General features: G+C 39.9%; 21 protein-coding genes and 2 tRNA genes. 8 read left to right on the plus strand and 15 right to left on the minus strand.

The window, feature by feature from the left end; genetic code table 11:
• Positions 1-55: 55 nt before the first annotated feature.
• Positions 56-922 carry a transporter substrate-binding domain-containing protein gene (locus tag CWC17_RS08840; protein ID WP_138541249.1) on the minus strand — a complete coding sequence of 289 codons (867 nt, stop codon included), beginning with the start codon at positions 920-922 and terminating at the stop codon, positions 56-58.
• Positions 923-1,053: 131 nt separating this feature from the next.
• Positions 1,054-1,221 carry a hypothetical protein gene (locus tag CWC17_RS19355; RefSeq protein WP_024033460.1) on the minus strand — a complete coding sequence of 56 codons (168 nt, stop codon included), beginning with the start codon at positions 1,219-1,221 and terminating at the stop codon, positions 1,054-1,056.
• Between the two features lie 369 nt (positions 1,222-1,590).
• Here CWC17_RS19355 and CWC17_RS08845 point away from each other — a divergent pair, with 369 nt between their 5' ends.
• Positions 1,591-2,136 carry a dienelactone hydrolase family protein gene (locus tag CWC17_RS08845; protein ID WP_138612638.1) on the plus strand — a complete coding sequence of 182 codons (546 nt, stop codon included), beginning with the start codon at positions 1,591-1,593 and terminating at the stop codon, positions 2,134-2,136.
• On the opposite strand, the gene CWC17_RS08850 is transcribed toward CWC17_RS08845, so the two are convergent.
• Positions 2,133-2,936 carry a M61 family metallopeptidase gene (locus CWC17_RS08850; protein ID WP_138612639.1) on the minus strand — a complete coding sequence of 268 codons (804 nt, stop codon included), beginning with the start codon at positions 2,934-2,936 and terminating at the stop codon, positions 2,133-2,135. The two genes, CWC17_RS08845 and CWC17_RS08850, sit on opposite strands and share 4 nt — an antisense overlap.
• A 166-nt stretch (positions 2,937-3,102) precedes the next feature.
• Between CWC17_RS08850 and icd the strand changes: the two genes are divergently transcribed.
• Complete coding sequence (gene icd, locus CWC17_RS08855) at positions 3,103-4,353, plus strand: NADP-dependent isocitrate dehydrogenase (protein ID WP_138612640.1); 1,251 nt, start codon at positions 3,103-3,105, stop codon at positions 4,351-4,353.
• Positions 4,354-4,365: 12 nt separating this feature from the next.
• Here the strand turns inward: icd and CWC17_RS08860 are convergent, their stop codons facing one another.
• The 3 genes from CWC17_RS08860 to CWC17_RS08875 form a co-directional block, all read right to left on the minus strand.
• Positions 4,366-4,797: a hypothetical protein gene (locus CWC17_RS08860; RefSeq protein ID WP_138612641.1), complete on the minus strand. Its 432-nt coding sequence runs from the start codon at positions 4,795-4,797 to the stop codon at positions 4,366-4,368.
• 597 nt (positions 4,798-5,394) lie between these two features.
• Positions 5,395-5,697, minus strand: a complete 303-nt coding sequence (locus tag CWC17_RS08870) for a hypothetical protein (RefSeq protein WP_138541244.1) — start codon at positions 5,695-5,697, stop codon at positions 5,395-5,397.
• A 198-nt stretch (positions 5,698-5,895) separates the two neighbouring features.
• A complete protein-coding gene (locus tag CWC17_RS08875; RefSeq protein ID WP_138541243.1) occupies positions 5,896-6,843 on the minus strand; it encodes a LysR family transcriptional regulator in 948 nt (315 codons plus the stop codon).
• A 429-nt stretch (positions 6,844-7,272) separates the two neighbouring features.
• Between CWC17_RS08875 and aceK the strand changes: the two genes are divergently transcribed.
• The 4 genes from aceK to lepB all read left to right on the plus strand — a co-directional run bounded on the left by aceK (position 7,273) and on the right by lepB (position 11,178).
• Positions 7,273-9,048: a bifunctional isocitrate dehydrogenase kinase/phosphatase gene (gene aceK / locus CWC17_RS08880; RefSeq protein ID WP_138612643.1), complete on the plus strand. Its 1,776-nt coding sequence runs from the start codon at positions 7,273-7,275 to the stop codon at positions 9,046-9,048.
• 61 nt (positions 9,049-9,109) lie between these two features.
• A complete protein-coding gene (locus CWC17_RS08885; RefSeq protein WP_138541241.1) occupies positions 9,110-10,072 on the plus strand; it encodes a zinc-binding dehydrogenase in 963 nt (320 codons plus the stop codon).
• A 61-nt stretch (positions 10,073-10,133) separates the two neighbouring features.
• Positions 10,134-10,388, plus strand: a complete 255-nt coding sequence (locus tag CWC17_RS08890) for a DUF2999 family protein (protein ID WP_004586776.1) — start codon at positions 10,134-10,136, stop codon at positions 10,386-10,388.
• A gap of 139 nt (positions 10,389-10,527) precedes the next feature.
• The gene (gene lepB, locus CWC17_RS08895; protein WP_138541240.1) at positions 10,528-11,178 is read left to right on the plus strand and encodes a signal peptidase I; all 651 of its coding nucleotides are present in this window, start codon (positions 10,528-10,530) and stop codon (positions 11,176-11,178) included.
• A 32-nt stretch (positions 11,179-11,210) separates the two neighbouring features.
• Here lepB and CWC17_RS08900 read toward each other — a convergent pair whose 3' ends face one another.
• From CWC17_RS08900 to CWC17_RS08930, 6 genes are all read right to left on the minus strand, one after another.
• Positions 11,211-12,464, minus strand: a complete 1,254-nt coding sequence (locus CWC17_RS08900) for a nitrate regulatory protein (RefSeq protein ID WP_138541239.1) — start codon at positions 12,462-12,464, stop codon at positions 11,211-11,213.
• Between the two features lie 269 nt (positions 12,465-12,733).
• Positions 12,734-13,600, minus strand: coding sequence for a uroporphyrinogen-III C-methyltransferase (gene cobA / locus CWC17_RS08910; protein WP_138541237.1), 867 nt, complete (start codon positions 13,598-13,600; stop codon positions 12,734-12,736).
• Between the two features lie 10 nt (positions 13,601-13,610).
• Positions 13,611-13,964: a nitrite reductase small subunit NirD gene (gene nirD, locus CWC17_RS08915; protein WP_138541236.1), complete on the minus strand. Its 354-nt coding sequence runs from the start codon at positions 13,962-13,964 to the stop codon at positions 13,611-13,613.
• On the minus strand, positions 13,951-16,527 hold the full coding sequence (gene nirB / locus CWC17_RS08920; protein ID WP_138541235.1) for a nitrite reductase large subunit NirB: 2,577 nt from the start codon (positions 16,525-16,527) through the stop codon (positions 13,951-13,953). The genes nirD and nirB overlap by 14 nt, the downstream gene beginning before the upstream one ends.
• Before the next feature lie 417 nt (positions 16,528-16,944).
• Positions 16,945-17,601, minus strand: coding sequence for a carbonic anhydrase (locus CWC17_RS08925; protein ID WP_138612644.1), 657 nt, complete (start codon positions 17,599-17,601; stop codon positions 16,945-16,947).
• Positions 17,602-17,888: 287 nt separating this feature from the next.
• On the minus strand, positions 17,889-19,961 hold the full coding sequence (locus CWC17_RS08930; protein ID WP_138612645.1) for a TonB-dependent receptor domain-containing protein: 2,073 nt from the start codon (positions 19,959-19,961) through the stop codon (positions 17,889-17,891).
• A gap of 195 nt (positions 19,962-20,156) precedes the next feature.
• Here CWC17_RS08930 and CWC17_RS08935 point away from each other — a divergent pair, with 195 nt between their 5' ends.
• Both CWC17_RS08935 and CWC17_RS08940 read left to right on the plus strand, forming a co-directional pair.
• A complete protein-coding gene (locus CWC17_RS08935) occupies positions 20,157-21,074 on the plus strand; it encodes a LysR family transcriptional regulator (protein WP_171042077.1) in 918 nt (305 codons plus the stop codon).
• 378 nt (positions 21,075-21,452) lie between these two features.
• Positions 21,453-22,445, plus strand: coding sequence for a siderophore ABC transporter substrate-binding protein (locus CWC17_RS08940; RefSeq protein ID WP_138612647.1), 993 nt, complete (start codon positions 21,453-21,455; stop codon positions 22,443-22,445).
• A gap of 30 nt (positions 22,446-22,475) precedes the next feature.
• Here CWC17_RS08940 and CWC17_RS08945 read toward each other — a convergent pair whose 3' ends face one another.
• The 3 genes from CWC17_RS08945 to CWC17_RS08950 form a co-directional block, all read right to left on the minus strand.
• Positions 22,476-24,125, minus strand: a complete 1,650-nt coding sequence (locus tag CWC17_RS08945; RefSeq protein WP_138612648.1) for a sensor domain-containing diguanylate cyclase — start codon at positions 24,123-24,125, stop codon at positions 22,476-22,478.
• A gap of 192 nt (positions 24,126-24,317) precedes the next feature.
• A tRNA-OTHER gene (locus CWC17_RS19360) sits at positions 24,318-24,400 on the minus strand.
• Between the two features lie 35 nt (positions 24,401-24,435).
• Positions 24,436-24,512 (minus strand) — tRNA-Val (locus CWC17_RS08950).
• Between the last annotated feature and the right edge of the window lie 29 nt (positions 24,513-24,541).

The following is a 24,541-nucleotide window of genomic DNA, read 5'->3' on the forward strand; positions in this document are numbered from 1 at the left end:
TACCGTGCTGGTTTTGAGGGCGAAATGAGTTTAAAACCGGCCGATTAAGGGGGTATTATAATTTAGGCGTGGCGTTTTTGCTTTTTGTAGCGTGAATTCTTGATTCTAATAAGGGTTTTAAATGCGCTGGTAACCAGCGTAACATTACGTTGTGATATTGCTCGGTTTGCTTAATTTTTTTTAATTGTTCACCTAATAGTTGAATATTTTTAGCGCCTTGTTCATTTTTAGTGCAGCCAATATAGCCATAGCTCAACGGTGGCGCTTCAACAATCGCTCGCTGAGTGAGATTTTCTTCAAAGTACATAGATTTAGCTAAGTAATGATGCTCACTTGGGTAGCCTAATAAAATATCTAAGCGCTTTAAATTAAGCATATAAGTAAGGCTTGCTAAACTATTTCGTGTTGGGCGAATAACAATATCAACATCGGGGGTGTTATTTATTACACTATCGAGTTGTTCGCCGTATGAGCGGTTCATAGAGACACCTAACGTGAGCTTTTTCTCTGCTAATAAATCATATAATGACACCGCTTTATCGCTAGGCACTTCAAGCGAGTCTGCCAAGCCTTTGTGCATAGCAATAGAGGGTGAGAGCCCAGTAGTTGAACTTTGTTCGCTAAAATGAATAAATTGTTCTCTAAATGTATTTTTATAAAGTGATAGGGCGCAATGTGTGGCTGATTTATTGGCTAGTTCTTGCGTAACTTTGCCAGAGGGGATAACAAGGCGATTAAACGTGATGTGAGGAAGTTGTTGTTCAAGTAAGGTTATAACGCTTTCATCACGGCCCTGGTGTTGGTATTTTCCATTTAAAATGTAATAGGGCGCAAAGTCGTGCGTTAGCCAGTTAATAGTATGGGCGTAACTCGGTAAAGAAATACTTAAATAAAAGGTGATACACAAAAATGCACGGAGCATTACTACAACAACCTAAAACAACGAAATTATTGCTATTGTAGTCAATTAAGTGCAACAAAGTAAAATGCCAGCTACAAAGCTGGCACATTTTTTTAACACTAACTGTCTGGGCAGTTAATTTCTCGCAATGTTTAGTTGGCTTTTAACCATTTTACAAACTCGCGTGCTTCGCTTGCTTTTTGAAACATTGCGTTTTTCAAACCTTGCGTATCACTAAAAATAACACGTTGTTTGTTTACAGAAATTGATTGCACCGGATGGGCAATTTGGATCATAGATCCATTGTATTTATAAGACATAATAAAACTCACTTTATTCTTGTTATTTACTCTGCGCTATTTTTTATAGCCAAATGCAGTTAATAAATTAACGATGTTGTGTTTAGCTTCATTACAGTGTTGACGATCTTTATGACACTTTTGCGATGATATAAAAAAATCATCAAGGTATTAATAGGGGTTCTCGCCGTACGATAACTTAGCTTTAAAATATACGTTTTGCGGGGCTTACTGGATCAGGGTAAAAAGGTTAACCGCGATGGTTTATTTAAACCAGAGAGGAAAGGTAACCTAAATTAAAAATGTGTGCAAGCTATTTATTTAAAAATTATTTATACTTAATTTTATCAACTGCTTAAACGCATAGATTTTAATCTTAAAAAGGTAAGTATGAATTACATAATAGTCAGTGATATTTATGGTTTAACGGCACCTTTCAAGCGGTTATTAAATAATATACAAGTCACTTCAGTGGCCATAGACCCCTACAATGGTCAGCTTCAACCCATTGATAGTGAAAAATATTATTATAATAAATTTATAAATGACTGTGGTCATGATAATTATGCCGCAAAACTTTTAAATGTATTTAATAACCTTAAAGAGCCCACAACGTGCATAGGGTTTAGTGCAGGGGCAAGTGCTGCATGGCGTGCGCAGTTATTAACAGGCAATCCACACCTAAAAAAGCTGTTCGGCTTTTACCCTTCGCAAATTAGAAATCATTTAGATATTTCGGCAAAAGTACCTTGCACGTTTATTTTTCCACATACAGAAATGCATTTTAATGTAGATGAAGTGATAAGTGCTTTAGCCAGTAAAAGCCAAGTTACGTGTAACAAAACACCATTTTTACACGGGTTTATGAATGCGTACTCAGCTAATTACGATGGCAATGCGTATGATGAATATTGCGCACTTATTAAAAGCCTTTAAAGTGAATTTAACTGCGTTTTAGTAATAACAGGAAAGTCGATACGTGTATTATATTGTGCGTACAAGGTGGTAAAAATACTACTGCGCGAGAGCTTATCTAAATCTTTTATAAGTGTTTTGGCACTCGCGCGTACAGTTCTGCAGCATTTTTGGTATTGCTTTATTACAGTGGCGACGCTTTTACCTTGCTTTTGAAGAGCTAAATCAGCCTCTGCAAAAAATGCAGCTCCCGTCCAATATACGCGCTGTTGTGCGCGCTGTTTCCACATATCACTTGAAAGCTTATTAAGCGGTTGCTGTTTTGTTTTGGTCTGTAAGCGTGCTCGCTCAAACCCTGCGTTCAAGCGCTGAACAAATTGCGCTTGGCTGATCACACCGCTGTCGCGCATTATGACGTTTTGCATGTAGCTAGCAAACCCTTCGCTGAGCCAAAAGCCTGAGTAAGGCAGCAATGGTAGATATAAATGTGAAAGCTCATGGTAGAGCGTCCAATCTTTTGTAAAAGCTTTTAAACTTGCATAGCGGTCAATATGCAGCTCTAAGCCATCTGGGTTACTGCGTTTTACACTTGCCCATGGCACGGGTTCAAAAGCAAAATATTGTGGCTTTAAATAAATAGGTAAGGTGCTTTGTTGTAATGGACCTAACGTATTTTGTGTTTTTGTAAGGCTTTGATTTATCCAAGTAGCCACTGTTTTTTGGCCCTTAGTCGTGAGCGAGTCTAAATTATGAATAACCACATCGACCGCTGAGACTTTTAAAGAGCACATTAATAGCAATAACAGCCAAAATAACTTCATTTATACCTCCTAAATACGCGCTTAATACTAGACCCACTATTCACGTAATTAAGCACATGTAATTTGCTATTTTTTTAACTAATATCAATTATAAAAAGCAAATTGCATACATGCACAAGCAAGCATGATTTAATCAACTAACACTATTTTAGTATAGGTATTAAGCATGGCTTATCAGCATATTAAAATCCCTGAGCACGGACAAAATATTACTATTGATGCTAAAGGCCAGTGGCATGTGCCTGTAAATCCTATTATTGCTTATATTAATGGTGACGGGGTCGGGCAAGAGGTCACCCCTGCCATGCAGCATGTGGTCAATAATGCCATTGCACACTGCTACTGCGGGGAGCGAAAAATCCATTGGATGCAAGTATATAATGGCGAACAAGCAGCAAAATTATATGATGGCGATTGGTTCCCAGAGGAGACGATTAATGCCGTGCGAGCCTGTAAAATAGCAATTAAAGGGCCGTTAACGACACCTCTTGGCGGCGGTTTTCGCTCACTAAATGTGGCGCTAAGGCATGAAATGGATTTATTTGTAAATATGCGCACTGTTAAAGGATTAAGTGCGTTGCCATCGCCGTTAAAAAATCCATTTTTAACTAACATAACAGTGCTGCGAGATAGCAGCGAAGATGTCTATTCAGGAATAGAGTGGCAAGCCGGCAGCGTAGAGAGTGAGAAAATGCTCGACTTTTTATGTGAAGAAATGGGCGTAACGCGTCTAAGGTTTTCACAAGAGTGTGGCATAGGTATAAAAAATATATCTAAAGAAGGCTCCGAGCGCCTAGTACGCTATGCAATAAATTACGCCCTTAAAAATAACAGCGAATCGTTAACGCTTGTCCATAAAGGGAACGTGCTTAAATTTACCGATGGCGCCTTTAAACGTTGGGGGTTTGCTTTAGCGCAAAATGAGTTTAGCGCTACTCCACACGAAAACGGACGCTGGCTTAAAATAGCACGCGCAAATAAACCGCCTTTAATCATTAAAGAAGTGATAGCCGATAATATGCTGCAGCAATGCCTAATGAACCCAGAGCAATTTGATGTAGTAGCAACCACAAATCAAAATGGCGACTTTTTGGCCGACATGCTTAGCGCACAAGTGGGGGGGGTAGGAATAATGCCTGCAGCCAATTTAAATAACGATGTGGCTTTTTTTGAGCCAACCCATGGCACGTTTGAGCGAATAGCAGGGCAAAACAAAGCAAATCCAAGCAGCAGTATTTTAAGTGGCGCTTTAATGCTTAAGTTTATGGGCTGGGATGAGGCAGCAACGCTGATTGAACACGCGCTCGAACAAGCACTCAAAAACGGTAATGTAACTTTTGATTTAGCACAGAATAGCAATGACTCGATAACCCTAAGTTGCAATGACTTTGCACAAAAGGTTATCGAGTATTTTTAAGCAGCTCCATTATTAGGCCGCTGTGGCTGTTTTTGCCGTGTGTACACATGGGCGATTAGTAAGCTGTGCAGCGCGGTGATAAATATCGTGTGCATTAGGTTCATCACACTGCGTACCGCTAAGTGTATCCATTAATGCAACTACTATAATTGCCGGTACTTGGCAGCAGTATTCATCAAGTACCGCCTCGGTTGTTTGTGCATCTACATGACAAAGCGGGTGGTCTTTACGCTGGTATGCATGCAGTAGCGTATCTACTTCTAAAATGTCATCGGGCTGGTGCTTTGTTTTACGGCATTTACAACCAAACTCGTCAACCAAGGTAGCAAGTGCTTGGTATGTCTCAGCGGCATTGGTTTTAGTGCATAACTGCTGGGTAATAAACTGATGTAAATTAGCATCAATAAATAACCCGTCTTGTTGTGTGAAGCTTGATGTTGTCATAATCATTACTCTTAGTTTGTTGGCTTAACTTCACTTTAGCGCTAAGTGTATTATTTATGAAATTGTTGTTTTCAATAACTGATATTGATTTTATCAATAGTAAATGAAAGCTTACTAAAACTCACCTAGCATGCTTAATTAAAGTGGTGCAAAAACCTATAAAAATGCACAAAACTGGGACACACTAAATAATAGTTAAAAGCATAATTTAATTAGGCGATTGATTTTAAATGTTTTTTATTTACGTGGAGGGTTGGCATCAAGGTTGCTAAGTGTAAAGGGGAGGGTTAACTCCTATTTCTACGATTTCAAAAGCGCCATGGTATTTTCCCAAAGTTGAATACCATGGAGCTTTTTTATTTTTAAAAGAGCAATGCGCATATAATGGTTGTGATAAAAACGACGAAATAAAGTTTATGATGCCAGTTTTTCTTATAATTTTTACGATACTGTTTGATCATAATATCAACATCGTCTTTTGAAAAAATATGTTCACATCGGTAGCACTCTTGTATACCTTTTTTAATAAAAGCACCACATTTTATACATCTATAAATATAGCTAAGGCGGCTGTCGCACAGGTAAGGGTATTCTTTTTTATTCTTCATAATTGTTATTCATGTGAGCTTTTTTTTGCTTTACTAACGTTTCTATGCCGTGCGCGACGGTTATACACCCTAAGCCTATTCCACCAAAAATAAAAAAATAGAACTTTTTGGGACTCGATTCGATAGAAGCAATTACCCGTTCCCCTCCTTTATTATGTATAACGCCATCGTTATAAGTAAAGTAGCTCCATAGAATGAAAAACAAGCCCAGTAAAATAGTTACGTATGCTTTAGTTTCTTGCTTTGAGTTTTGCTCTGATATTTCTAATTGCTTTAAAACTTTAGGATCCACTCTCTTTGGGTTATTTAGCTCCTCTATTATGCGCTTGTATCTTTGTGGGTACTTGTTTGCATCAATAGTTTCAAGTGCTTCATGTAATTCTTTAAGAGAATAATTAGAATAATCAATGTTGATAGTGACTTTCCTTAAACACTTTTTTAAATATATTTTAAGCTGTAGTCAGAATTTTAAATTAAAGAAAATTACTAACTACCTATCAGCAATTGTTTTAGCAAACTCAAGTAACTCACGGCGAAGCCATTGGTGTGCGGGAGCATGGTGAAGTAGCGGGCTCCATATCATTTTTACCTCAATAGGGACTATTTGAAACGGTACTGGGCTAATGACTAAATCGGTATGCGTGGTTAATAATTTAGCCTGCCTGCGCGGTAAAGTAGCAATAAGTTGCTCTGATTGGCATAGCAAACTTGCAATCATGTAGTGGCGTGTAAACACCCGTATTTTTCGGGTTTGCTCTAACTGCCAAAGTGCTTCATCTACCCAGCCGAGCTTTTGCTTGCCTGATTTATTGGTAACGGCGGCTTCAGGCCCCCAACCAGCACGGTTTACCCAAATGTGTTCTTTTTGTAGGTAATCATCAAGGCTTGAATGCTGTAAAAAGGTATTTTTAGGATGGGTTAAACAGCAGTAATTATCTCGCCAAACGCTGGCTTGATGAAACGAGCGTGGTAGACCGTTAAATCGATTAATAGCTAAATCGATAGTGCCTTTTTCCATATCTTGCAGGTTTACATCGCTTGGGCTAAGTACATCAAAATTAATCCCTGGGTTTTTAGTTAACTGCTCAGTAATAAAGGGGGCAATTAGGGTCGACTCCATGTAGTCGTTTGCCATTATTCTAAAGGTCACCTCTGCCGTTGCTGGGTTAAATTGCTCACTGGGCTGAGTAATTGCCTCTGCCATTTTTAAAAGAGACTCTATTTCAGGCTTTAAGCTAAGTGCTTTGCTGGTGGGGGTCATAGAGCCTGCGGCACGCACAAGTAGCGGGTCGTCAAATAAATCACGTAATCGTTTAAGTGCGTTACTCATGGCAGGTTGTGTTAGCGCGAGTTTATTAGCCGCTTTTGAAACACTTTTTTCATCAATGAGCACATTTAAGTACACTAATAAGTTGAGATCGACGTTACGTATATTCATGTGGGCGTGTTGGCCTTTCAGGGTTGAAATTTGTTCAATCTAGGGACGGTTAAATCGCGGCGCGAGATTTGCCACCTAGTGGGCTCGATAACTGCTCCTGCGTTATTCTAATGACTTACATCCATGTAAGAATAAGTAAAAATCGTGCAACAAAGAGTTAATCGTCCCTAGGAAGAACCCTCTGGGCAGTGTGTATTTGGCCTTTATGCGGCGTTAAAGTACATTTATGGGGAGTAACCACACTACATGTGCTTTGCCTTGCTTAAAAGCCAAATTCACGGCTGCAAAATTAACCTCGAAAGGTCAATACGCTCAATAAATTTTATTTATATGCTTTATTAATTACCTAAATTAAAGCCTGCTTGCTAAGGTGTAAACAATTAATAAAAAATAACCGCTATAAGTGGTAAAAATAAAAGTGCTGTAATCATGTCAAAATCGTTAACTAATCAATCCAATAATGCGCTACAGCAAGTTATTGCTACCAAGTTGGCCCGCGCTGTTTTTGCAGGCTTTGAAGCCATGTTTGCGCAGTTTTTAAATATTACGCTAGGTGCGCAAAGCCGGTTTGAACAACAAAAGTATCACGATGTGCAAAGTGCCATGCGAGAGCGCTTACAAGTGTACGAACGGGAAGTAAAAAATGTCAGTGAAGCTGTCAGAGTAATTGCTTACGCTGAACTGAGTTGCCCGCAAACATGGCAGCTAGCTAAAAATATATACGGCGATATGGTGCAAAATCATGAAAATAAACCCATAGCGCATACCTTTTTTAATTCTACCTTTGGTGCAATTTGGGACGATAAAAAAATACGTACCGTACATTTGTTTGTATTAAAAGCAAAATATAGAAGCGAGCCGCGTTCGTATGAAAACTTAGTAAGGAGAATATCGTTTAAAGATGGGTTTAACCATGCTGTAAAAACGCTCATTACCCGCCAAGCATTTAGAGTACCGTTTAGTCATTTAGATGCCGATTTACACGCATTGCAAACAACCTTAATGGCTGGTGCAAAGCAGCAATGTAAACAAGTGTATGAACTTATAAATTTAAATAATGGATATATAGAATACGCAAATTCATTATTTTTTAGAAACAAAGCCTGTTACTTAATAGGGCGCTGTATCGCTACAAATGGCGATAATATGCCTTTTGCTATCGCCATATTAAATACTAATAAAGGGTTAAAGCTTGATGCCGTAATGATGGGCGCTGATCAGTTAAGTTTACTGTTTGGTTTTGCTCGCACCTATTTTATGGTGGATACCGACCAGCCCGCGCGCTATGTAGATTACTTAAGCGTGCTGATGCCTCATAAAAAACGGTTTGAATTATTTAATGCGATTGGCTTTATTAAGCACGCTAAAACAGAGTTTTATCGTTACAAAGTTGATACCACTAAAAATAGCCCGACTCATTTTAAATACGTGACAGCACCAGGTACACCCGGCATGGTTATGCTGGTATTTACCACTGAAGGGCTAGACTACGTTTATAAAGTAATAAAAGATAAATTTAGCGCACCCAAAACAGCAACAAAAGCACAAGTAAAAGCCAAGTACAATTTTGTAAAGCAAGCCGACCGCGTAGGGCGCTTAGTTGATACACATGAATTTAGGTATTTAGCGTTCGACCTCAGCCGCTTTAGCGACGAGTTACTTAAGCAAATGAAGGCACAAATTGGCAGTAGCATGGTTATATCGGGTAAGGCGCTTATTTTAAAGCATGTGTATGTTGAGCGAAAAATGACGCCGCTTAATTTATACATTAATCACTGCTCTGACAAAGCATTACAACAGGTTATGACCGATTACGGTAAAGCGATTAAAGACTTAGCGGGTGCTAATATATTCCCAGGGGATATGCTAATGAAAAACTTTGGTGTAACCCGTTGGGGTCGTGTGGTTTTTTACGACTATGATGAAATTTGCCCGCTTACTGATTGTCACTTTAGAGATGTGCCTACTGCGCAAAACGCGCTTGAGGAGTTAAGTAGTAATACTTACTTTGATATAGCAGAAAACGATATATTCCCCAGCCAGTTTAAGGTTTTTTTTAGTGCAAACGAAACGGCATTTAACTATTTTAACGATGAACATAGCGATCTGTTTTTAGCCGATTTTTGGCAAGCTTGCCAACAACAAATCAAATCAGGCTATTTGCCCGATGTGTACCCGTATAAAAAAAGTTGGCGGTTTAAATAAAAATAACCAACCCCATGTCTTAACTATTATAAATTTTTATAAAACTTAATACGGAGCATTAATGAAATATATTTCTCATGAGGATGGCACCCTTGCATTAAGTGAAACCGATAAACCGGTTATAAAAAGCCACGAAGTGCTAGTAAAAGTATCTGCTATAGGTGTAAATCGCGCTGATTGCATGCAGCGCCAAGGTAAATATCCAGCGCCAGCTGGGGATAGCCCCATTTTAGGTTTAGAGTGTGCAGGCACAGTGGTTGAGCTTGGCAGTGAAGTGGATAAAAGCTGGCTTCATAAACGTATTTTTAGCTTGTGCGCAGGCGGGGCTTACAGCGAGTACGTAGCTATAGATGCCAAACAATTAATGGCATTACCCGATGAGCTAACCATGGTAGAAGGTGCTGCCATTAGCGAAGTATACCTAACAGCATTTGGTGCGCTTTTTGAACTTGGTAAATTACAACAAGGCCAAACAGCGCTTATTCATGCAGGGGCAAGTGGAGTAGGTGGTGCGGCTATTCAAATGGCTAAAAGTGCAGGTGCAACGGTGGTTATTACTGCCGGCTCAGATGAAAAATGCCAACATGCAAAAGCGCTTGGCGCCGATCATGCCATTAACTACAAAACAACTGACTTTGTAGAATATATGCAAGCAAATGAGCTTTCAGCAAATGTAATCGTAGATCCTGTTTCGGGCAGTTATTTAAATAAAAATGCGGCTATTGCGGCCATGGATTGCCAAATTATTATGCTTGCTTTTTTAGATGGGCGTTTTGCTGAGGTTGATTTTGCAGCGTTGTTACGCAAACGTATTTCGTTTCATGCCTCAACACTTAGAAACCGGAGCATTGAGTTTAAACGCCAATTACGCGATGATTTAGTCGCGCGTTTTTACAATGATATTGCAACTAGAAAGTACGAGTTTAACGTTTATAAAACACTACCGTGGAGCGATGCAAGCGAAGCGCACGCAATATTAGAGCGTAATGAAAATGCAGGTAAAGTGGTACTACTGGTAGAGTAACTCTTTAATTTTAGGGTTTAGCCCATATACTAAGCCCTATAAAAAACACATAAGGTTAATAATGAATCCAATACTAGCAATACTTAAAGAGCACAACGTAAGCGACGAAAAAGTAAAAGCACTATTCGAAGCCTTTACGCAAAACCCAATGATGGCTATGGCACTAGTGCAAGAGCTTGGTATTCCACCTGAAAAACTACAGCAATTAATGGCGGTGGTAATGACTCAACCGCATTTAATTAAAGAGGCTACCGACGAGCTAGGCTTAGACTTTGAAAAGGTAAAAGAAGCGAAAGATAAGCTAAACCAGCAATAAGCCCAACAAGTTACTCATTACCAAGGCATAAGCCTTGGTAATCTTGCCTTAAGTTCCACACACTTTTTGTTACATTGTTCATTGAACTGCTTGGTATTAAGCGAGTCATACTAGTACTTATGATAGATAGGGACTAGGTATGAAGGCACTTTATAAATTTTGGAAAAATAACCGTTCGTTAATTTTATTTATTGCGCTTATGAGCGTGTTTAGAAGCGCGGTTGCCGATTGGTATGAAGTACCGACAGGCTCGATGAAACCCACTATTTTAGAAGGCGATAGAATATTAACTGATAAAATGGCCTACGATATTCGCATTCCGTTTACGCATATACCTTTAGTAAAATTAGCCGACCCAAAAACAGGCGATATTATTGTATTTGATTCTCAAGCTGCAGAAAATCGGTTAATTAAACGCGTAATTGGTGTACCTGGCGATACTGTTGCACTTTACAATAACGAGCTTGTCATTAATGGCGTTAAAGTTAATTACAATAATCTGCAAAGCAATATTGATTCTTTAGATAAAATAGAAGACTTAAATGGTCATAAGCACATGATTCGTGTTGCGCATACGCCTTCGCAGCTATCGGGTTTTAATAAAATAACCATTCCAGATGATTATTATTTAGCAATGGGTGATAACCGCGACCACAGTGCTGACTCGCGTGTGATTGGTTTAATTCCTCGCAGCGAACTACTTGGCAAAGCAGAGCGCATTATTGTGTCGCTTGATTACGACGATTATTACTTACCGCGTAAAAACCGCTTTTTAAAACCCTTACTTTAAGGCGGTTTTGGGCGCTAACCACACGCCCGATTTTAATCGCTTAGCTCTACAATTTTTTGTGCAATATTATAAAGCGAGCAGTGCGAGTTCATTGCTTGCTGTTGTAATTTTTTATGAGCTTGCTCTTCGCTAAGGCTTAACTGTTCAATTAAAATATATTTTGCCTGATGTATTATTTTTTGTTCTGTTATTACTCGTTTAGCATCAACTAAAGCCTGATTTATTTGCTTAATATGCTGGCTTTGCTCCATGATTAAGTCGTACATACTTTTATTACTATTGAGTTTATTGGCGGCGGTATTTTGGGGTGTGCTTTGCTTAAACGCGAGTTGGCCATCAGTAATTGGCATGTATTGCTCTTCTAGGCTGCTTATAACCTGTTTGTTTGAATTTAAAGTTCGCTGTGCCTGAGCTATTTGCATTGCTGCAGTGTCAATAAGGTAGTCACTGAGGTTTTGCTCAATCTTATGCATAATATCTATGCGCGTTGTTGTCACCTCGTACCACACTTCACTAAGTTGAGAGAGCGGCTGCGCGTTTTCGTCATCTAAATTTTGTAAAAGCCCCCTCAGCTGATCTACCTGTTTATTGACGGGGTGATCAGTTAAAGATCGGTAGCATTTTAATACATGGTCGTCGGCGTACTCGTTAAAAAACGTAAAGCTGTGGTGCTGTTGTTGAACAAAATGCGCAAGCTGTTGTTTTTGCTCTACAGTAAACTTACTTGATGCAAACGCTTGCGCGCCGCATGCACGTTCTTGCCCAGCATATTCTTTACCTTGCATAAAGTTAAAGTAGGCAACAAGCAAGCGAGTAACGCGCGGATCGCTTGCGCCATCGGCGGCTTCTAAAATAATATTAAGTAAATACGATATAAGCTGTGTGTATGATTGGGTAGCATGCACAGGACTCACTTTTTGATTTGCTATTTGTACTCTAAGGTTTGGTAGCGCATCTAACGATTGCAAACTATGGGTAATTAAATTGTATAAACGGGTGTGGCCTGTGTCGGCGTTATCGGTAATAAAAGTCGTTTTTATTGACTGGTAAAACTGTGTTTGCGTTTGTTCTGTTAAGCTAATCTGTTGCTTTAGCTGCGAAGTAAAACGCTTGCGGTTTGAGGCGAGATAAATATTGCTCATGCCGCGCTCTTTTTGTAACTGATGTATAAAATCGCCCAGTTTAGTAAGTGATGCACAGCTTTTTTGAAGCTGTTTTAAGGCATGAATCTCTTGGTATTTTGCTGCTAATAAAAACTGTTTTGTGAGAGGGTTGCTCGATAACATAGGACTTGTTCCGCACTGTTTTGTTTTTAAAGTGCAACCACTGTTCCAAACATTTAAAAATGCATTGATTGAATTTAAAACTAAATTAAAACAGTCTCTTAAAGCCATTGTTTTTATTTGTTTGCCTATTAACTGTTGTGTATTTAATACAGTAATAAACCTTTTTGGTGCAAAATTTGTGATTTATGCACCCCATTGCGTCCTTTGTAAAATAAGAAAAAAAAGTGTTTACTCTGTAAACTACACAAAGCAAACACCAGAGGGGGAATTTATACCTCGCTATACTTAAGCAGCTCTGGGCTAACAGCCATTTTATGATTTATTACCTCGCCAACCATAATGAGCGTAGGGCCTGTTAATGTATGAACTGCACCTTCACTGACAATATGCTCAAGCGTGCTGGTTATTATCTTTTGTTTATTCGTTGTCGCATTTTCTATTAGTGCGATAGGGGTTGTTTTAGGCCAGCCAACTGATAGCAAGCCCGTGCTTAATGCGTTTAATCGCGCTAACCCCATATAAACGACTAATGTGGGATTATTGGCGTTTTGCACATAGCTGTAGTTGTGCCAATTAGGGAGTTTATTAGGATCGGCAAATTGTGCCGTTAAAAACGTAACACTTCGGGCCACATCGCGGGCGGTAAGGGGGATACCGGTATACGCTGAAGCAGCACAGGCTGTGGTAACGCCAGGTATAATAGCAAAATTAATATTGTGCTCTGTTAGGGCGCTCGCCTCTTCATTGATTCGCGCAAAAATACTCGGATCACCCCCTTTTAAACGAACAACTTTACACCCTTGTTGTGCATATTTTACTAATAGGGCACTTATGGCAGCTTGGGGCATAGAATGTTTACCAGCGCGTTTACCTACATATACACGCTGTGCATGTTTAGGTATGGTATTTAAAAGCGCTTCGCTTACTAAGCTGTCGTACAATACCACGTCGGCTGCTGCAATCAGGCGCTGCGCTTTAACCGTTATAAGCTCAGCATCGCCCGGGCCTGCTCCAATTAAATACACGTGGCCGCTTTTTGGGTGTTCAGCTTTGTGCTTTGTATCTTGAGTTAGCTTATTAACAAATTTGTTTAGCCATGGGCTTTCAATACCCGAAAAATATGAAAGAACACTCATTTTATGCTCCTCATGCTAACGCTGTAATGGCTTTTGGCTCAGCACTAACAAAAACATTGCCATTGTCTATTTTGGCTTCAAATACGGGTAGCTGTATTGCCTCTGCTTCTAGGCATTCGCCAGTATTTAAACAAAAATGTTGCTTATACAAAGGGGAGGCCACTACTAATTTGCCATCAATAGAGCCAATAATACCGCGCGATAGTACATTGGCTTTGCCTATCGGGTCGTAGTTGCTAATGGCTAACACAGGCTCACTATTTTGTGGAACATAAAATATGGCCACTTGCTGGTTGTTTACTAATGCGCATACGCCACTATTAGCAACTAGATCATCGATTGTTCCAATTTTATGCCAATACATCAGCTTGCTCCTGCTCAATTTCCATTACGGGGATACGGTTTGTTGAATTTTGTTGGTTCCGTTTTTCAGACTCAGTAGCAGGGCGAATTTGGTCGCGCTCTTGTACAAATAAAATATTGCTATCGGCATCTGGGCTATTAATAAATTGGCGGAACCGTTTTGAGGCCTCAGGACTTTCGACTGCTTTTTTCCATTCGCAGGCATAAGTTTTAGTTATAAGCGCCATTTGCATTTCAAGTTCGTGGCAAATACCTAAGCTGTCGTCTATTACTACGCTTTTTAAATAATCTAACCCGCCCTCTAAATTTTCCAACCACACTGAGGTGCGCTGTAGCTTATCGGCGGTTTTAATGTAAAACATGAGCACACGGTCAATGTATTTAATGAGTGTGTCGGTATCTAAGTCGGTCGCAAATAAATCAGCATGGCGTGGACGCATACCGCCGTTACCACACACGTATAAATTCCAGCCATTTTCGGTCGCTATTACGCCTATATCTTTGCTTTGTGCCTCAGCACATTCGCGAGTACAGCCAGAAACGGCCATTTTAATTTTATGCGGTGCGCGTAATCCTTTGTAGCGCTCTTCAATCGCAATTGCGTGGCCAACACTGTCTTGTACACCATAGCGACACCACGTACTGCCAACACACGATTTAACCGTTCTGAGCGATTTACCATACGCATGGCCGGTTTCAAAACCTGCGGCTATAAGTCTTTCCCAAATAATAGGGAGCTCTTCAAGGCGTGCACCAAATAAATCAATACGCTGCCCACCGGTGACTTTACAATACAGGTTAAAGTCTTTGGCCACTTGGCCAATGACAATGAGTTTGTCGGGGGTAATTTCACCACCAGCAATACGTGGTACTACAGAGTAGGATCCATCTTTTTGCATATTAGCTAGGTAAGTGTCGTTAGTGTCTTGCAGGCCAACATGAGCAGGCTCTAAAATAAAGTCGTTCCATGTTGAGGCTAAAATAGAAGCCACTGCGGGTTTACATATTTCACAGCCGTGATGACCGCTGCCATGCTTAGTGAGTAAATCATCAAAGGTTTTAATGCTTTCGACTTTTACTATATGTAGCAGCTCTTGGCGTGAATAAGCAAAATGCTCACACACATGGTTATTTACTTCAACGCCACGGCTTTCAAGCTCACTGTCGACTACCGATTTTAATAACGCGGCACAGCCGCCACAGCCACTGGCGGCTTTGGTGCACGCTTTAACTGCAGATAAATCGCATGAGCCGCTATCAATGGCACCCACTATATCGCCTTTACTTACATTGTGGCATGAACAAATAGTGGCAGTATCGGGCAGGGCATTCCCAGCTAAAACAGGTGCGCCTTCGCTGTCAGGTAAAATGAGGCACTCAGGATGAGCCGGTAACTCCATGTCGTTTAACATGTATTGTAGCAAGGTGTCGTAATCGCTTGTATCGCCAACAAGTACTGCGCCTAATAACTTATTGCCGGCCTCATTTAAAATAATTTTTTTATAACAATCACGAATAGGATCTTGATAAATGAGCGCTTTGCAATCAGGGGTTTTAGCGTGCGCATCGCCAATAGAACCTACCTCTACACCAAGGAGCTTTAATTTTGTGCTCATATCGGCGCCTAAAAACTCAAGGTTGCCGCCTGTGAGTTGACTTGCTGCAACGCGGGCCATGTTGTAGCCAGGTGCTACTAAACCAAAAAGTTTTTTATCCCAAAGGGCGCACTCACCAATGGCATAAATATCAGGGTCTGATGTTTGGCATTGATTATTGATTATAATACCGCCGCGCTCTCCTAATTCTAGCTCGGCTACTTTACCTAACTCATCGTAAGGGCGAATACCGGCCGAGAACAAAATTAAGTCGGTTTCTAAAAACGTGTCATCTGAAAAATTTAGTCTGTAACGGCTTGTTTCGCCTTTTACTATTTCGCTGGTGGCCTTAGCGGTATGCACGCTTACGCCCAGCTTTTCTATTTTATTTTTTAACAGCGTGCCACCTTGAGAGTCGAGTTGGACTGCCATAAGTTGAGGTGCAAATTCAACAACATGTGTATCAAGTCCAAGTTGCTTAATTGCATTGGCCGCTTCAAGTCCTAATAAACCGCCACCTATAACAACGCCACTTTTACTTTGAGCGGCGCTTGCTTTTATTTGCTCTAAATCCTCTAGGGTACGGTAAACCAAGCAATGGGGTTGGTCATTCCCTTTAATAGGCGGTACAAACGGGTACGACCCTGTTGCTAAAATAAGCTTATCGTAACTAAACGTATCACCAGTTTGAGTGTTAACTACTTTGTTTGTTTTATCTATTTCATTAACCCACTGATTAGTATGTACATTTATATTTAACTGCTGATAATTATCAAAGGTGGTGAGGGCTAAATCGGCGGCTGTTTTACCATCAAATACGCTGGATAAGTAAACACGGTCATATGCTAAATTTGCTTCCCCGCACAGTACGGTAATGTGTGCATTAGCGTCGCTTTGGCGCATTTGCTCTACAAAATGGTGCCCAACCATCCCATTACCAATAATGAGTATTTTTGTTGGTGTTTGCATTGGTATCCCCTCAATGACGGTTTAATTTAAAACAAAAAAGCCCGCCACAGATACAAGTTAATGTAACTGCGAGCGGGCTTCTTTGCCTGTGGTCATAACAACCTAAATGTGTGTCGTTTTAATAACGAACAGTATGGTTATCTTGTAAGCAAAAATACGACCAATTTTATAAGTGTTTGTTTTTTAAAAGCTACACTGCTTTTGAATGGTTTTATTTACACATATTTGAGTGGTTTTGGTGCGGTGCTAGCACTATAGAAGTGCAAATAAAGAGGCTACGACGTGCTAAGTAGTCAACAAAAGTGCATTTTGTGCCGTTAACTAATAACGGGGGAGACGTTTAGGGTATGAATAAAAAATACGCCTAATGTTATTTTGAGATAAAAAACACTAGGCGTATTAATACTGTAAAGCGGCTTACTTACTTTGCTTTGCCAGGGTTTCTACATCGGTATCTTCAACAGGTTTAAAGCTGCCTGTTGCTTCATCGTAGGTTTTAATTTCTGCAGATTCAATATCATATACCCAGCCGTGTAGCTTAATTTGACCAGTTGCAATTTTTGCAGCCACAGCAGGGTGTGTTTTTATATGCTGTAACTGTTGTACTACGTTCTCTTCAATTACCAAGCCTAGGTGTTCGTTATTATTTAGCTCTGCGCAACCGCATTTTTCTTTTACAACTTCTGTTGCTACGCGGCTGTGACCAAGCCACTCTTTAACGTGCGGCAAGCTTGATAAACCCTCAGTATTTATAGCGCCTTTCATAGCTCCACAGTCTGAGTGTCCACAAATAATAATGTGTGATACGCCCAGCGCTGCCACTGCAAATTCAATTGAGGCAGTCATGCCACCGGTTTGATTACTGTGCGGCGGGATAATATTGCCCGCGTTACGGCAAATAAATAATTCACCGGGTTCGGTTTGAGTTACTAAGTTAGGGTCGATACGTGAGTCGGCACAGGTGATAAATAACACTTCTGGGTTTTGACCATTGGCTAGTTTTTGAAACGCTGCTTTTTTTGATGGGTAAACTTCTTTTTGAAACTTAGCCACGCCCGAAATAATATGTTCCATGTACAACTCCTAATTGGGGTAATTTAATCGTATTACTTATAGCTTTATTCGCCAGACAAATTAGCGCCAGTATAACTTTGTTCTTATTTTTTTTGTACTGTTTAGCCGTTTAATAAATTTCATGTAATTTAATTAAATGCTGCATAAGGGGCGGTAGGTTATCAAAGCCATTAATGGCAAGTTTTATAATGAATCAACGGGGATAGGGATTTGTAAGGTTATTTAAATAAATTGGCAAAATAGGGAAGGTAGGAGCGTGTTAAACGCCCCTATTCAATTAGAGTTTATTAAAAGTCATAGTTAAAGCTTAGAGTAAGCCTTCTACCATCTAATACAACGCCATAAGTCTCGTTGGTAACTACACGGTCTGTTACGTTATATAAGCCAGCCATGAGTTTTAAGTCATCAGTAACCCAATAACGAGCACCTATATCCATCATGGTGTAACCCGGAGTACCATCACTTAGGCTGGTACGACTTAAGTAGTCGGTTGTTTCGCCACGATAATTTACACGGCTCCATAAATTTACAGTATCGCTGGCGTCCCAATTTAAGCTAATGTTAGCCATGCTCTTTGGTATTTTATTTAAAGGCTCGCCTGCAAAGTCACCGGTTTTTTGCTCAGAATCAGTGTAAGAATAGTCGCCTTTAACACGTAAACTTTGGTTAATACGGTAGCTTATCGTTGCTTCTAACCCTTGCATCTGCGCTTTTGAGATATTTTTTTGCGTACTTAAAAACTGATAGGTATTGCCGCTGAATTCACATTGGTAGTTTTCAAAGTCATTCCTATCAATATTTTCGCTAACACAGTATCGATCTTCTGCAATTTTATCATCAAAGTTTGTCTGATAAAGCGTTAAGCTAGTGGATAGACCTACTTTGGGGTCGTTATAAATAAAACCTACTTCGTAGTTTACGCTGGTTTCAGGCTCTAGATCAGGATTACCTATGATCAAGGCACGTGAAATCGATGTCCCATCTGCAGATAAATTAGGCGACCCGCCGCCACCAGTACCGCGTCCAAAGCCAGCTGTGGCTTGAGAGAGTGAAGGTTGCGTATACCCTGTAGAAACACCGCCCTTAATAGTAAAATTATTAGTGATATGCCAGTTGGCATACAGGCGGGGTGACCAATGCGAACCAAATTGCTCATCGTTATCGTATCTTAAGCCTGTTGTTATGGCTAAGTCGTCAAGAAAGTTCCATTCAACCTCTGTGAATAAAGCACCAATCCACCGATCTACCGTGTCACTTGCAATAGCAACGTTAGCATCAAGTAAACCGTTGGTTTCATCAACGAGCTCTTCTGTTTTATAGCGTGCGCCAACAGTATAAATGTGCTTATCGCCTGCGTAAGTTGCCGAACTATTTAGCGTGATCACTTCTTCTTTTTTATCTTCATTTTGAACACGTTCCGATAAGTCTTGCTGAAGATACGTATTTGTAGTTAGCTTGCCATAATTACCATTATGAGTAATTACATACATTTGCTTCTCATATTCGTATTGAGACCCTTCGGCATCAGCCGCAATAGACTCACCTGGCGTATGCTTAAAATCAATGTTTGATGTATTGTAAGCTAAGCTCATTCGGTTTTTAGCATTTACAGCCCAATTAAATTTTACACCAAATTGCGTTGTATCCGAATCAGGGCGGCTTGCAGCAGAGTCTCCACCGCCTGAATAACCACTTTCATCGGTATGCTGTAAAGACCCTGTAAGCTCAACGCCTAATACGTCTTTTATTAAAGCGCCGCCCAGATAAAAGTCACTATTGTACTCATCATTACTTACATCATTCATCGATGAGGTATAACTGGCCGCCAAACTGCCTGACCAGTGTTGAGGGGCTGCACGGGTAATAATATTAATTACACCCCCCATTGCCTCTGAGCCATAAAGCGATGACATAGGGCCGCGAATAACTTCTACACGTTCAATCATTGCAAGCGGTGGTATACCAATTTGTTTGCCTCCATCGGCACCGTTGGTATTGACAGAGCGACCCGCTGAAATAGGGCGGCCATCAACAAGGTATAGGGTGTACTGATCATCCATACCGCGAATACTAATATCTTGCATATTACCGCCACCACTGACGTATACGCCGGGTATATCGCGAACAGCATCCACCACAGTGGTATAAGATTGTTTACGTAACTCTTCTTGTAATATGACCGAGATAGAAGCAGGGGCGTCTATAATTTTTTGTTGGTAACCGGTTGCTGTTACAACCATTGTTTCCATTTCGTTGTTATTTTCTGTGGCCGAAGCTCCCATGGCTAAAGGGATAAAAATAGCCAAAGGCAACTTATTACAGGTCAATGGTGCTTGCTTAAACAATGAGCGGTTGCACATTAAAATGTTCTCCTTTACGTGTAGACCTCTATTTATAAAGTGCAAATGATAATTCTTATTGTTATCATGTAAAGGAAATTGAATGGAACAATGTGTTGCAAAAGCCGCAACACATTGCACTCGTTTGTTTATGACAAACAGGTTTAACTGAAGGTGTAAGCCTGTTTTGTATTTCAAACGTTGCAGGAGGTTATAGTGTTACAGTTTAAAGAATTACATAGTTTTGTGTCTGTTGTTAGTTCGGGCAGTTTATCAAGTTCTGCAAAAACGCTTCAGTTATCTAAATCTACTCTTAGCCGACACCTAAAAAATTTAGAGCAAGATACAGGTTATACTTTATTAAAAAGAATGCCTAAAAGCTTAGTCCCTACGGAGGCAGGGCTGCGTTTTTATAGTTATTGCGAGCAAATACTTCGCATTGCTAATGAGGCCAAACATGAACTAGCTACACTCGATGAAAAGATACAAGGCGAGGTGGTTGTGTATGTTGATAATGGTTTATTAAGAGGTTGGCTAGGCGATGTGGTTGCTCAGTTTTTAACGCGCTTTCCTGATGTGAGCGTGACTTTAAAAACAGATATAAAGGCAAATTCAAATCAGTGGCGAGATCATATTTTACTTTGTATGGGCTCTCTCCCAGAGACCAGCCAACGCCAAGAAAAACTCTGCATGTTATGGCAAGGCGTATTTGGTAGTAAAGAGTATTTTAGCCGTAACGGCTACCCACAATCACCGGAAGATTTGATAAACACACAATGGCTTCAATTACTTGGGAATAAAAGCGAGCAGCTAGTGATGACTGATCAGCGTGGGACGACATTAAGTGTGCTAGTACCTTCGTCACGTATTCAGTCTGATCAGCTAGTGTTACAGGGGGATGCAATAAGCCACGGGCATGGGCTGGGTTTATTACCACTGTGGCAAGCCAGCATGCGGCTCAATGCTCATCCTGGGTGTTTTGAGCGTTGTTTAAACGACTGGGTAGCGGATCCACTGCCTATTTGGCTATGTTACCCATTTGGTAAATTAGCGAAAAAGCAACGCGCCTTTATAGATCATATTAAAGGTAATTTACCTAAAGCCTGGAATACTGAAATATGCCAAAGTATGTAATAGTAATTAGAGTATGTTGAGCTTTTAAGTTAACTTCTCATCAGTCTGTATGGTATTTAGGCAAAGTCGAGCCTATCTCGTTATTCCCTATAAATAGGCGCTAACGTCGTATTAACGCCAAACAGTCGCTGCCCAAAGGGTCTCCCTGGAGACTATTTACTCTTTGTAACTCGGCTTTTGCTTAATCCATCATGTTACAAAAATCGCGCCGTGATTAAATAGCCCCTAGTTTAAACAAATTTCAGTCCGCAAAGATCAACTGACCCTCTTAAACGCGAAGAAATGTCCAAGTGTTTTAGAAACTGCAACGCAAAAAACCGCTTTTATACCAAATAAAACAAATACGACTCATTATTATTTTTAGGTGTGCGTGATAGCATGGCCTACCAATTACCTATACTTACACAAAAAGAAATAGTAATAATGTACGGTCATTTTTTAAATATACTTATAATTTTAGTGTTCGGCTTTTATTCAGTGGCAAGTTTTGCCAACTACCCTTTAACAATAGAGCATGCAGGAAAGAAGCCTGTTGTTATAAAACAAAAACCTAAAAAAGTGGTTGTTTTTGATTTAGGTGTACTCGATACCATAACAGCGCTTGATGTTGAAGTAACCGCTGTAGCTAAGGGCGTGTTCCCAGATTATTTGGCAGGTTATAACACCTCTGATAAAGCAATAGCGGGTAGTTTATTTAAACCCGACTATGCAAAGCTCAAAGATATAAAACCTGATCTTATTATTGTGGGTGGCCGAAGCCGTAAGGCCCTTGATAAACTATCGGGTATTGCGCCAACTATTGATTTAACCGTTAATGCCGATACCTTTGTGCCTAGCGTTAAAAGAAATGTTTTATTACTGGGCAGTATTTTTGATAAAAAACAACAAGCAAAGTCACTGTGGGAAAAGCTAAACAGTAAAATCCTAACTTTGCAGGCTAAAGCAAAAAGTAAAGGTGCAGGGCTAGTTTTATTTACCGTAAAAGATGTGTTTATTGCACACTTACCCGGCGATAGGTTTGGTATGGTGTATGACCTGTTAGGTATTCCAAGCGTTGGTAAAATTAATAAACAAACCGATAGCAAAGCAAATAAAAAGCAAACTAAAGCACAAAAAGCCAAACATGCTGCAACCCTTACAAGAGCATACATAGAAAAAAAACCTGATTGGTTATTTATACTCGACAGAGGGCTAGCAACCGCAGGACAAAGTAATATTAAGCAAGCATTAACTAGTTCACCTTATATAAAAAATTCAAACGCTTGGCAAAAAAATCATGTTTATTATCTAAATCCAACACAGTGGTACGTAGTTACTGGTGGATACACGAGTGTACTTAACACGGTTAATGATCTAAATACACTATGGTAAGTAACAAACCCAAAAGTGAACACTATTAACTCAGCATACTTTGAGTTTATGGGCTGATTTTAAGTTATACATGCGCTGATCCGCTAAGGTTAAACACTCGGTATGGCTTTGGCATTCATCGCTTGATGCTATGCCATAACTAATACCTGATTGCGGCCATTGACGCTGTATAGTGTTATGTAATGCGTTGAGCTTTTGGGTGAGCGTGGTTTTTAGCTGGGGGAGGTGTGATTTGTTTTTGACTTTACATAACCAAATAAATTCATCGCCCCCGGTTCTAAATACGGTGCCGTCTTGCGCTAAATGCTGTATCATTAATTTTGCTGCATTAATTAAAAACGCATCCCCTTTGGCGTGCCCAAGCCCATCGTTTATTTTTTTTATTCCATCACAATCTATAAACACAATGATGTAAGCACTATGTGCAAGTTTAACCAGCTCATCATCTAATAATAATCGGTTGCCAACTTGGGTTAGAGGGTCAAAGCGAGATTCATACAATAAGGTATTAAACGCTTGATGCTTTAACTTCAGCCACTCAGATAAAGATAATAATATACACACGCAATCTATTGCTAAAGCGAACAGCACAAAGATTTCTGCTGAGGTTGCATTTATTAAATTAAAATGAAACGCAACGTAGACTACTAATGAGAGGCTATAGAGCACATTGCCAAATAAAAAATACTTGGCTCTAAAATCGTTCAGGCTAAGCATAGCAAACCCGGTAGTTAAACTAAGCGTAACCCATATTGCTGCTAAAAAATGCGCGGTATAAAACACCACATAAAAGGGCATTAATAGACTGCAAACGCCACATACAAGGGCAGTAATAGAGAAGTATTTTAATGCGCGTGCCAGCTTGTTTGTTTTTTCTTTATCAAAGTTAAATAGGTAGTAGGTAAATGCGCCAGCGCAACTCACAGCAAAGGCGAATAAATACATACCTAAGTAATGTTTATTAAAAGTGGGACTGGCGTAAACTGCATTGACAGCACCTGAGGCAAACGCCCAACCAAAGCCATGTAAACCAACATAGCCAGCACAAAATAAGGCCACTTTTTGTTTTACATTTAAAAACATTACCAAGGCCAATATTGCTAATGTAAGCATGACTGAAATAGCAATAAGGCTTACTGAGTTTATATAAAATTGATGATGTAAAAATGCACCCTCATCTAAAATAGTCAGATCAACTGGGGTGGGGTAATGTTTGGCTTCTAAATATATCCACAAATAGCCCTTGCTTGGTTCAAAAAAGGGCAGTTTAAATGCCTGACCATGCATTAAAATAGCCGGTTGGTTAACGTGTGACTGCGAAAAATCAGCAAGCTTAACTATATCCCCCTGTTCGGTTTGCCAAAAGGCTAAGCCAACATCGATAAAATTGGCCTGAGGAAGCACATACCAATCACCAGTGGTGGGGCTATTTAGTGCCACTTTTGTCACTACAGCGCCACTTTTACCGAGCAGAGTGCTTATTTCAGAACTGTTTTTATATGATGTAATGACTTGTTGAGCAGAAGGTGTGGTATTAAATGCTGTGACAGGGCGCCACAGGTCATCATCTTTTAGCGTAATTTTATCAGTATTTAGTGGGTATGCATGTACTAGCGGGCTAAACAAAATGCAAAAGAACAACACTGTTAATTTACCAATCCGCACCATACCTAAACTCACTTAAAAAAACCGCTAAGTGATTATAATCAAACTCTTAATAAATAGTATATAAATGAATCAAAATTAGTGCCCTAAAGTAACCGCTTTACTTGGCATTAAAGAGCAAGCTGCATTAATTCATACGTAATACGGCGACATATATTTAAACAATTTTATACTTACTGTAAGTATTTTTTCGAAGGGGAGTAGTTTTGGTACGACTGAGTGTATTCGAACCACCGATTTCGGCGTGGGCATAGAGAGTTGGTAGTGCTAACCAAATGAGCTACAGTCGTACAAATATATATTTATTCAAAAGGAAGAATAGTTTTGGTACGACTGAGTGGATTCGAACCACCGACCTCTACCATGTCAAGGTAGCGCTCTAACCAACTGAGCTACAGTCGTACAAATAATATCTTAATCTGAGAGAATCG

Origin of the sequence: Pseudoalteromonas sp. S3785 (assembly GCF_005887365.1) — a bacterium.
GTDB lineage: Bacteria > Pseudomonadota > Gammaproteobacteria > Enterobacterales > Alteromonadaceae > Pseudoalteromonas.

Bases quoted from the DNA above. Each gene is read 5' to 3' on its own strand.
- CWC17_RS08840 (WP_138541249.1), bottom strand. From the start codon at position 922: ATGCTCCGTGCATTTTTGTGTATCACCTTTTATTTAAGTATTTCTTTA.
- CWC17_RS19355 (WP_024033460.1), bottom strand. From the start codon at position 1,221: ATGTCTTATAAATACAATGGATCTATGATCCAAATTGCCCATCCGGTG.
- CWC17_RS08845 (WP_138612638.1), top strand. From the start codon at position 1,591: ATGAATTACATAATAGTCAGTGATATTTATGGTTTAACGGCACCTTTC.
- CWC17_RS08850 (WP_138612639.1), bottom strand. From the start codon at position 2,936: ATGAAGTTATTTTGGCTGTTATTGCTATTAATGTGCTCTTTAAAAGTC.
- icd (WP_138612640.1), top strand. From the start codon at position 3,103: ATGGCTTATCAGCATATTAAAATCCCTGAGCACGGACAAAATATTACT.
- CWC17_RS08860 (WP_138612641.1), bottom strand. From the start codon at position 4,797: ATGACAACATCAAGCTTCACACAACAAGACGGGTTATTTATTGATGCT.
- CWC17_RS08875 (WP_138541243.1), bottom strand. From the start codon at position 6,843: ATGAATATACGTAACGTCGATCTCAACTTATTAGTGTACTTAAATGTG.
- aceK (WP_138612643.1), top strand. From the start codon at position 7,273: ATGTCAAAATCGTTAACTAATCAATCCAATAATGCGCTACAGCAAGTT.
- CWC17_RS08885 (WP_138541241.1), top strand. From the start codon at position 9,110: ATGAAATATATTTCTCATGAGGATGGCACCCTTGCATTAAGTGAAACC.
- CWC17_RS08890 (WP_004586776.1), top strand. From the start codon at position 10,134: ATGAATCCAATACTAGCAATACTTAAAGAGCACAACGTAAGCGACGAA.
- lepB (WP_138541240.1), top strand. From the start codon at position 10,528: ATGAAGGCACTTTATAAATTTTGGAAAAATAACCGTTCGTTAATTTTA.
- CWC17_RS08900 (WP_138541239.1), bottom strand. From the start codon at position 12,464: ATGTTATCGAGCAACCCTCTCACAAAACAGTTTTTATTAGCAGCAAAA.
- cobA (WP_138541237.1), bottom strand. From the start codon at position 13,600: ATGAGTGTTCTTTCATATTTTTCGGGTATTGAAAGCCCATGGCTAAAC.
- nirD (WP_138541236.1), bottom strand. From the start codon at position 13,964: ATGTATTGGCATAAAATTGGAACAATCGATGATCTAGTTGCTAATAGT.
- nirB (WP_138541235.1), bottom strand. From the start codon at position 16,527: ATGCAAACACCAACAAAAATACTCATTATTGGTAATGGGATGGTTGGG.
- CWC17_RS08925 (WP_138612644.1), bottom strand. From the start codon at position 17,601: ATGGAACATATTATTTCGGGCGTGGCTAAGTTTCAAAAAGAAGTTTAC.
- CWC17_RS08930 (WP_138612645.1), bottom strand. From the start codon at position 19,961: ATGTGCAACCGCTCATTGTTTAAGCAAGCACCATTGACCTGTAATAAG.
- CWC17_RS08940 (WP_138612647.1), top strand. From the start codon at position 21,453: ATGGCCTACCAATTACCTATACTTACACAAAAAGAAATAGTAATAATG.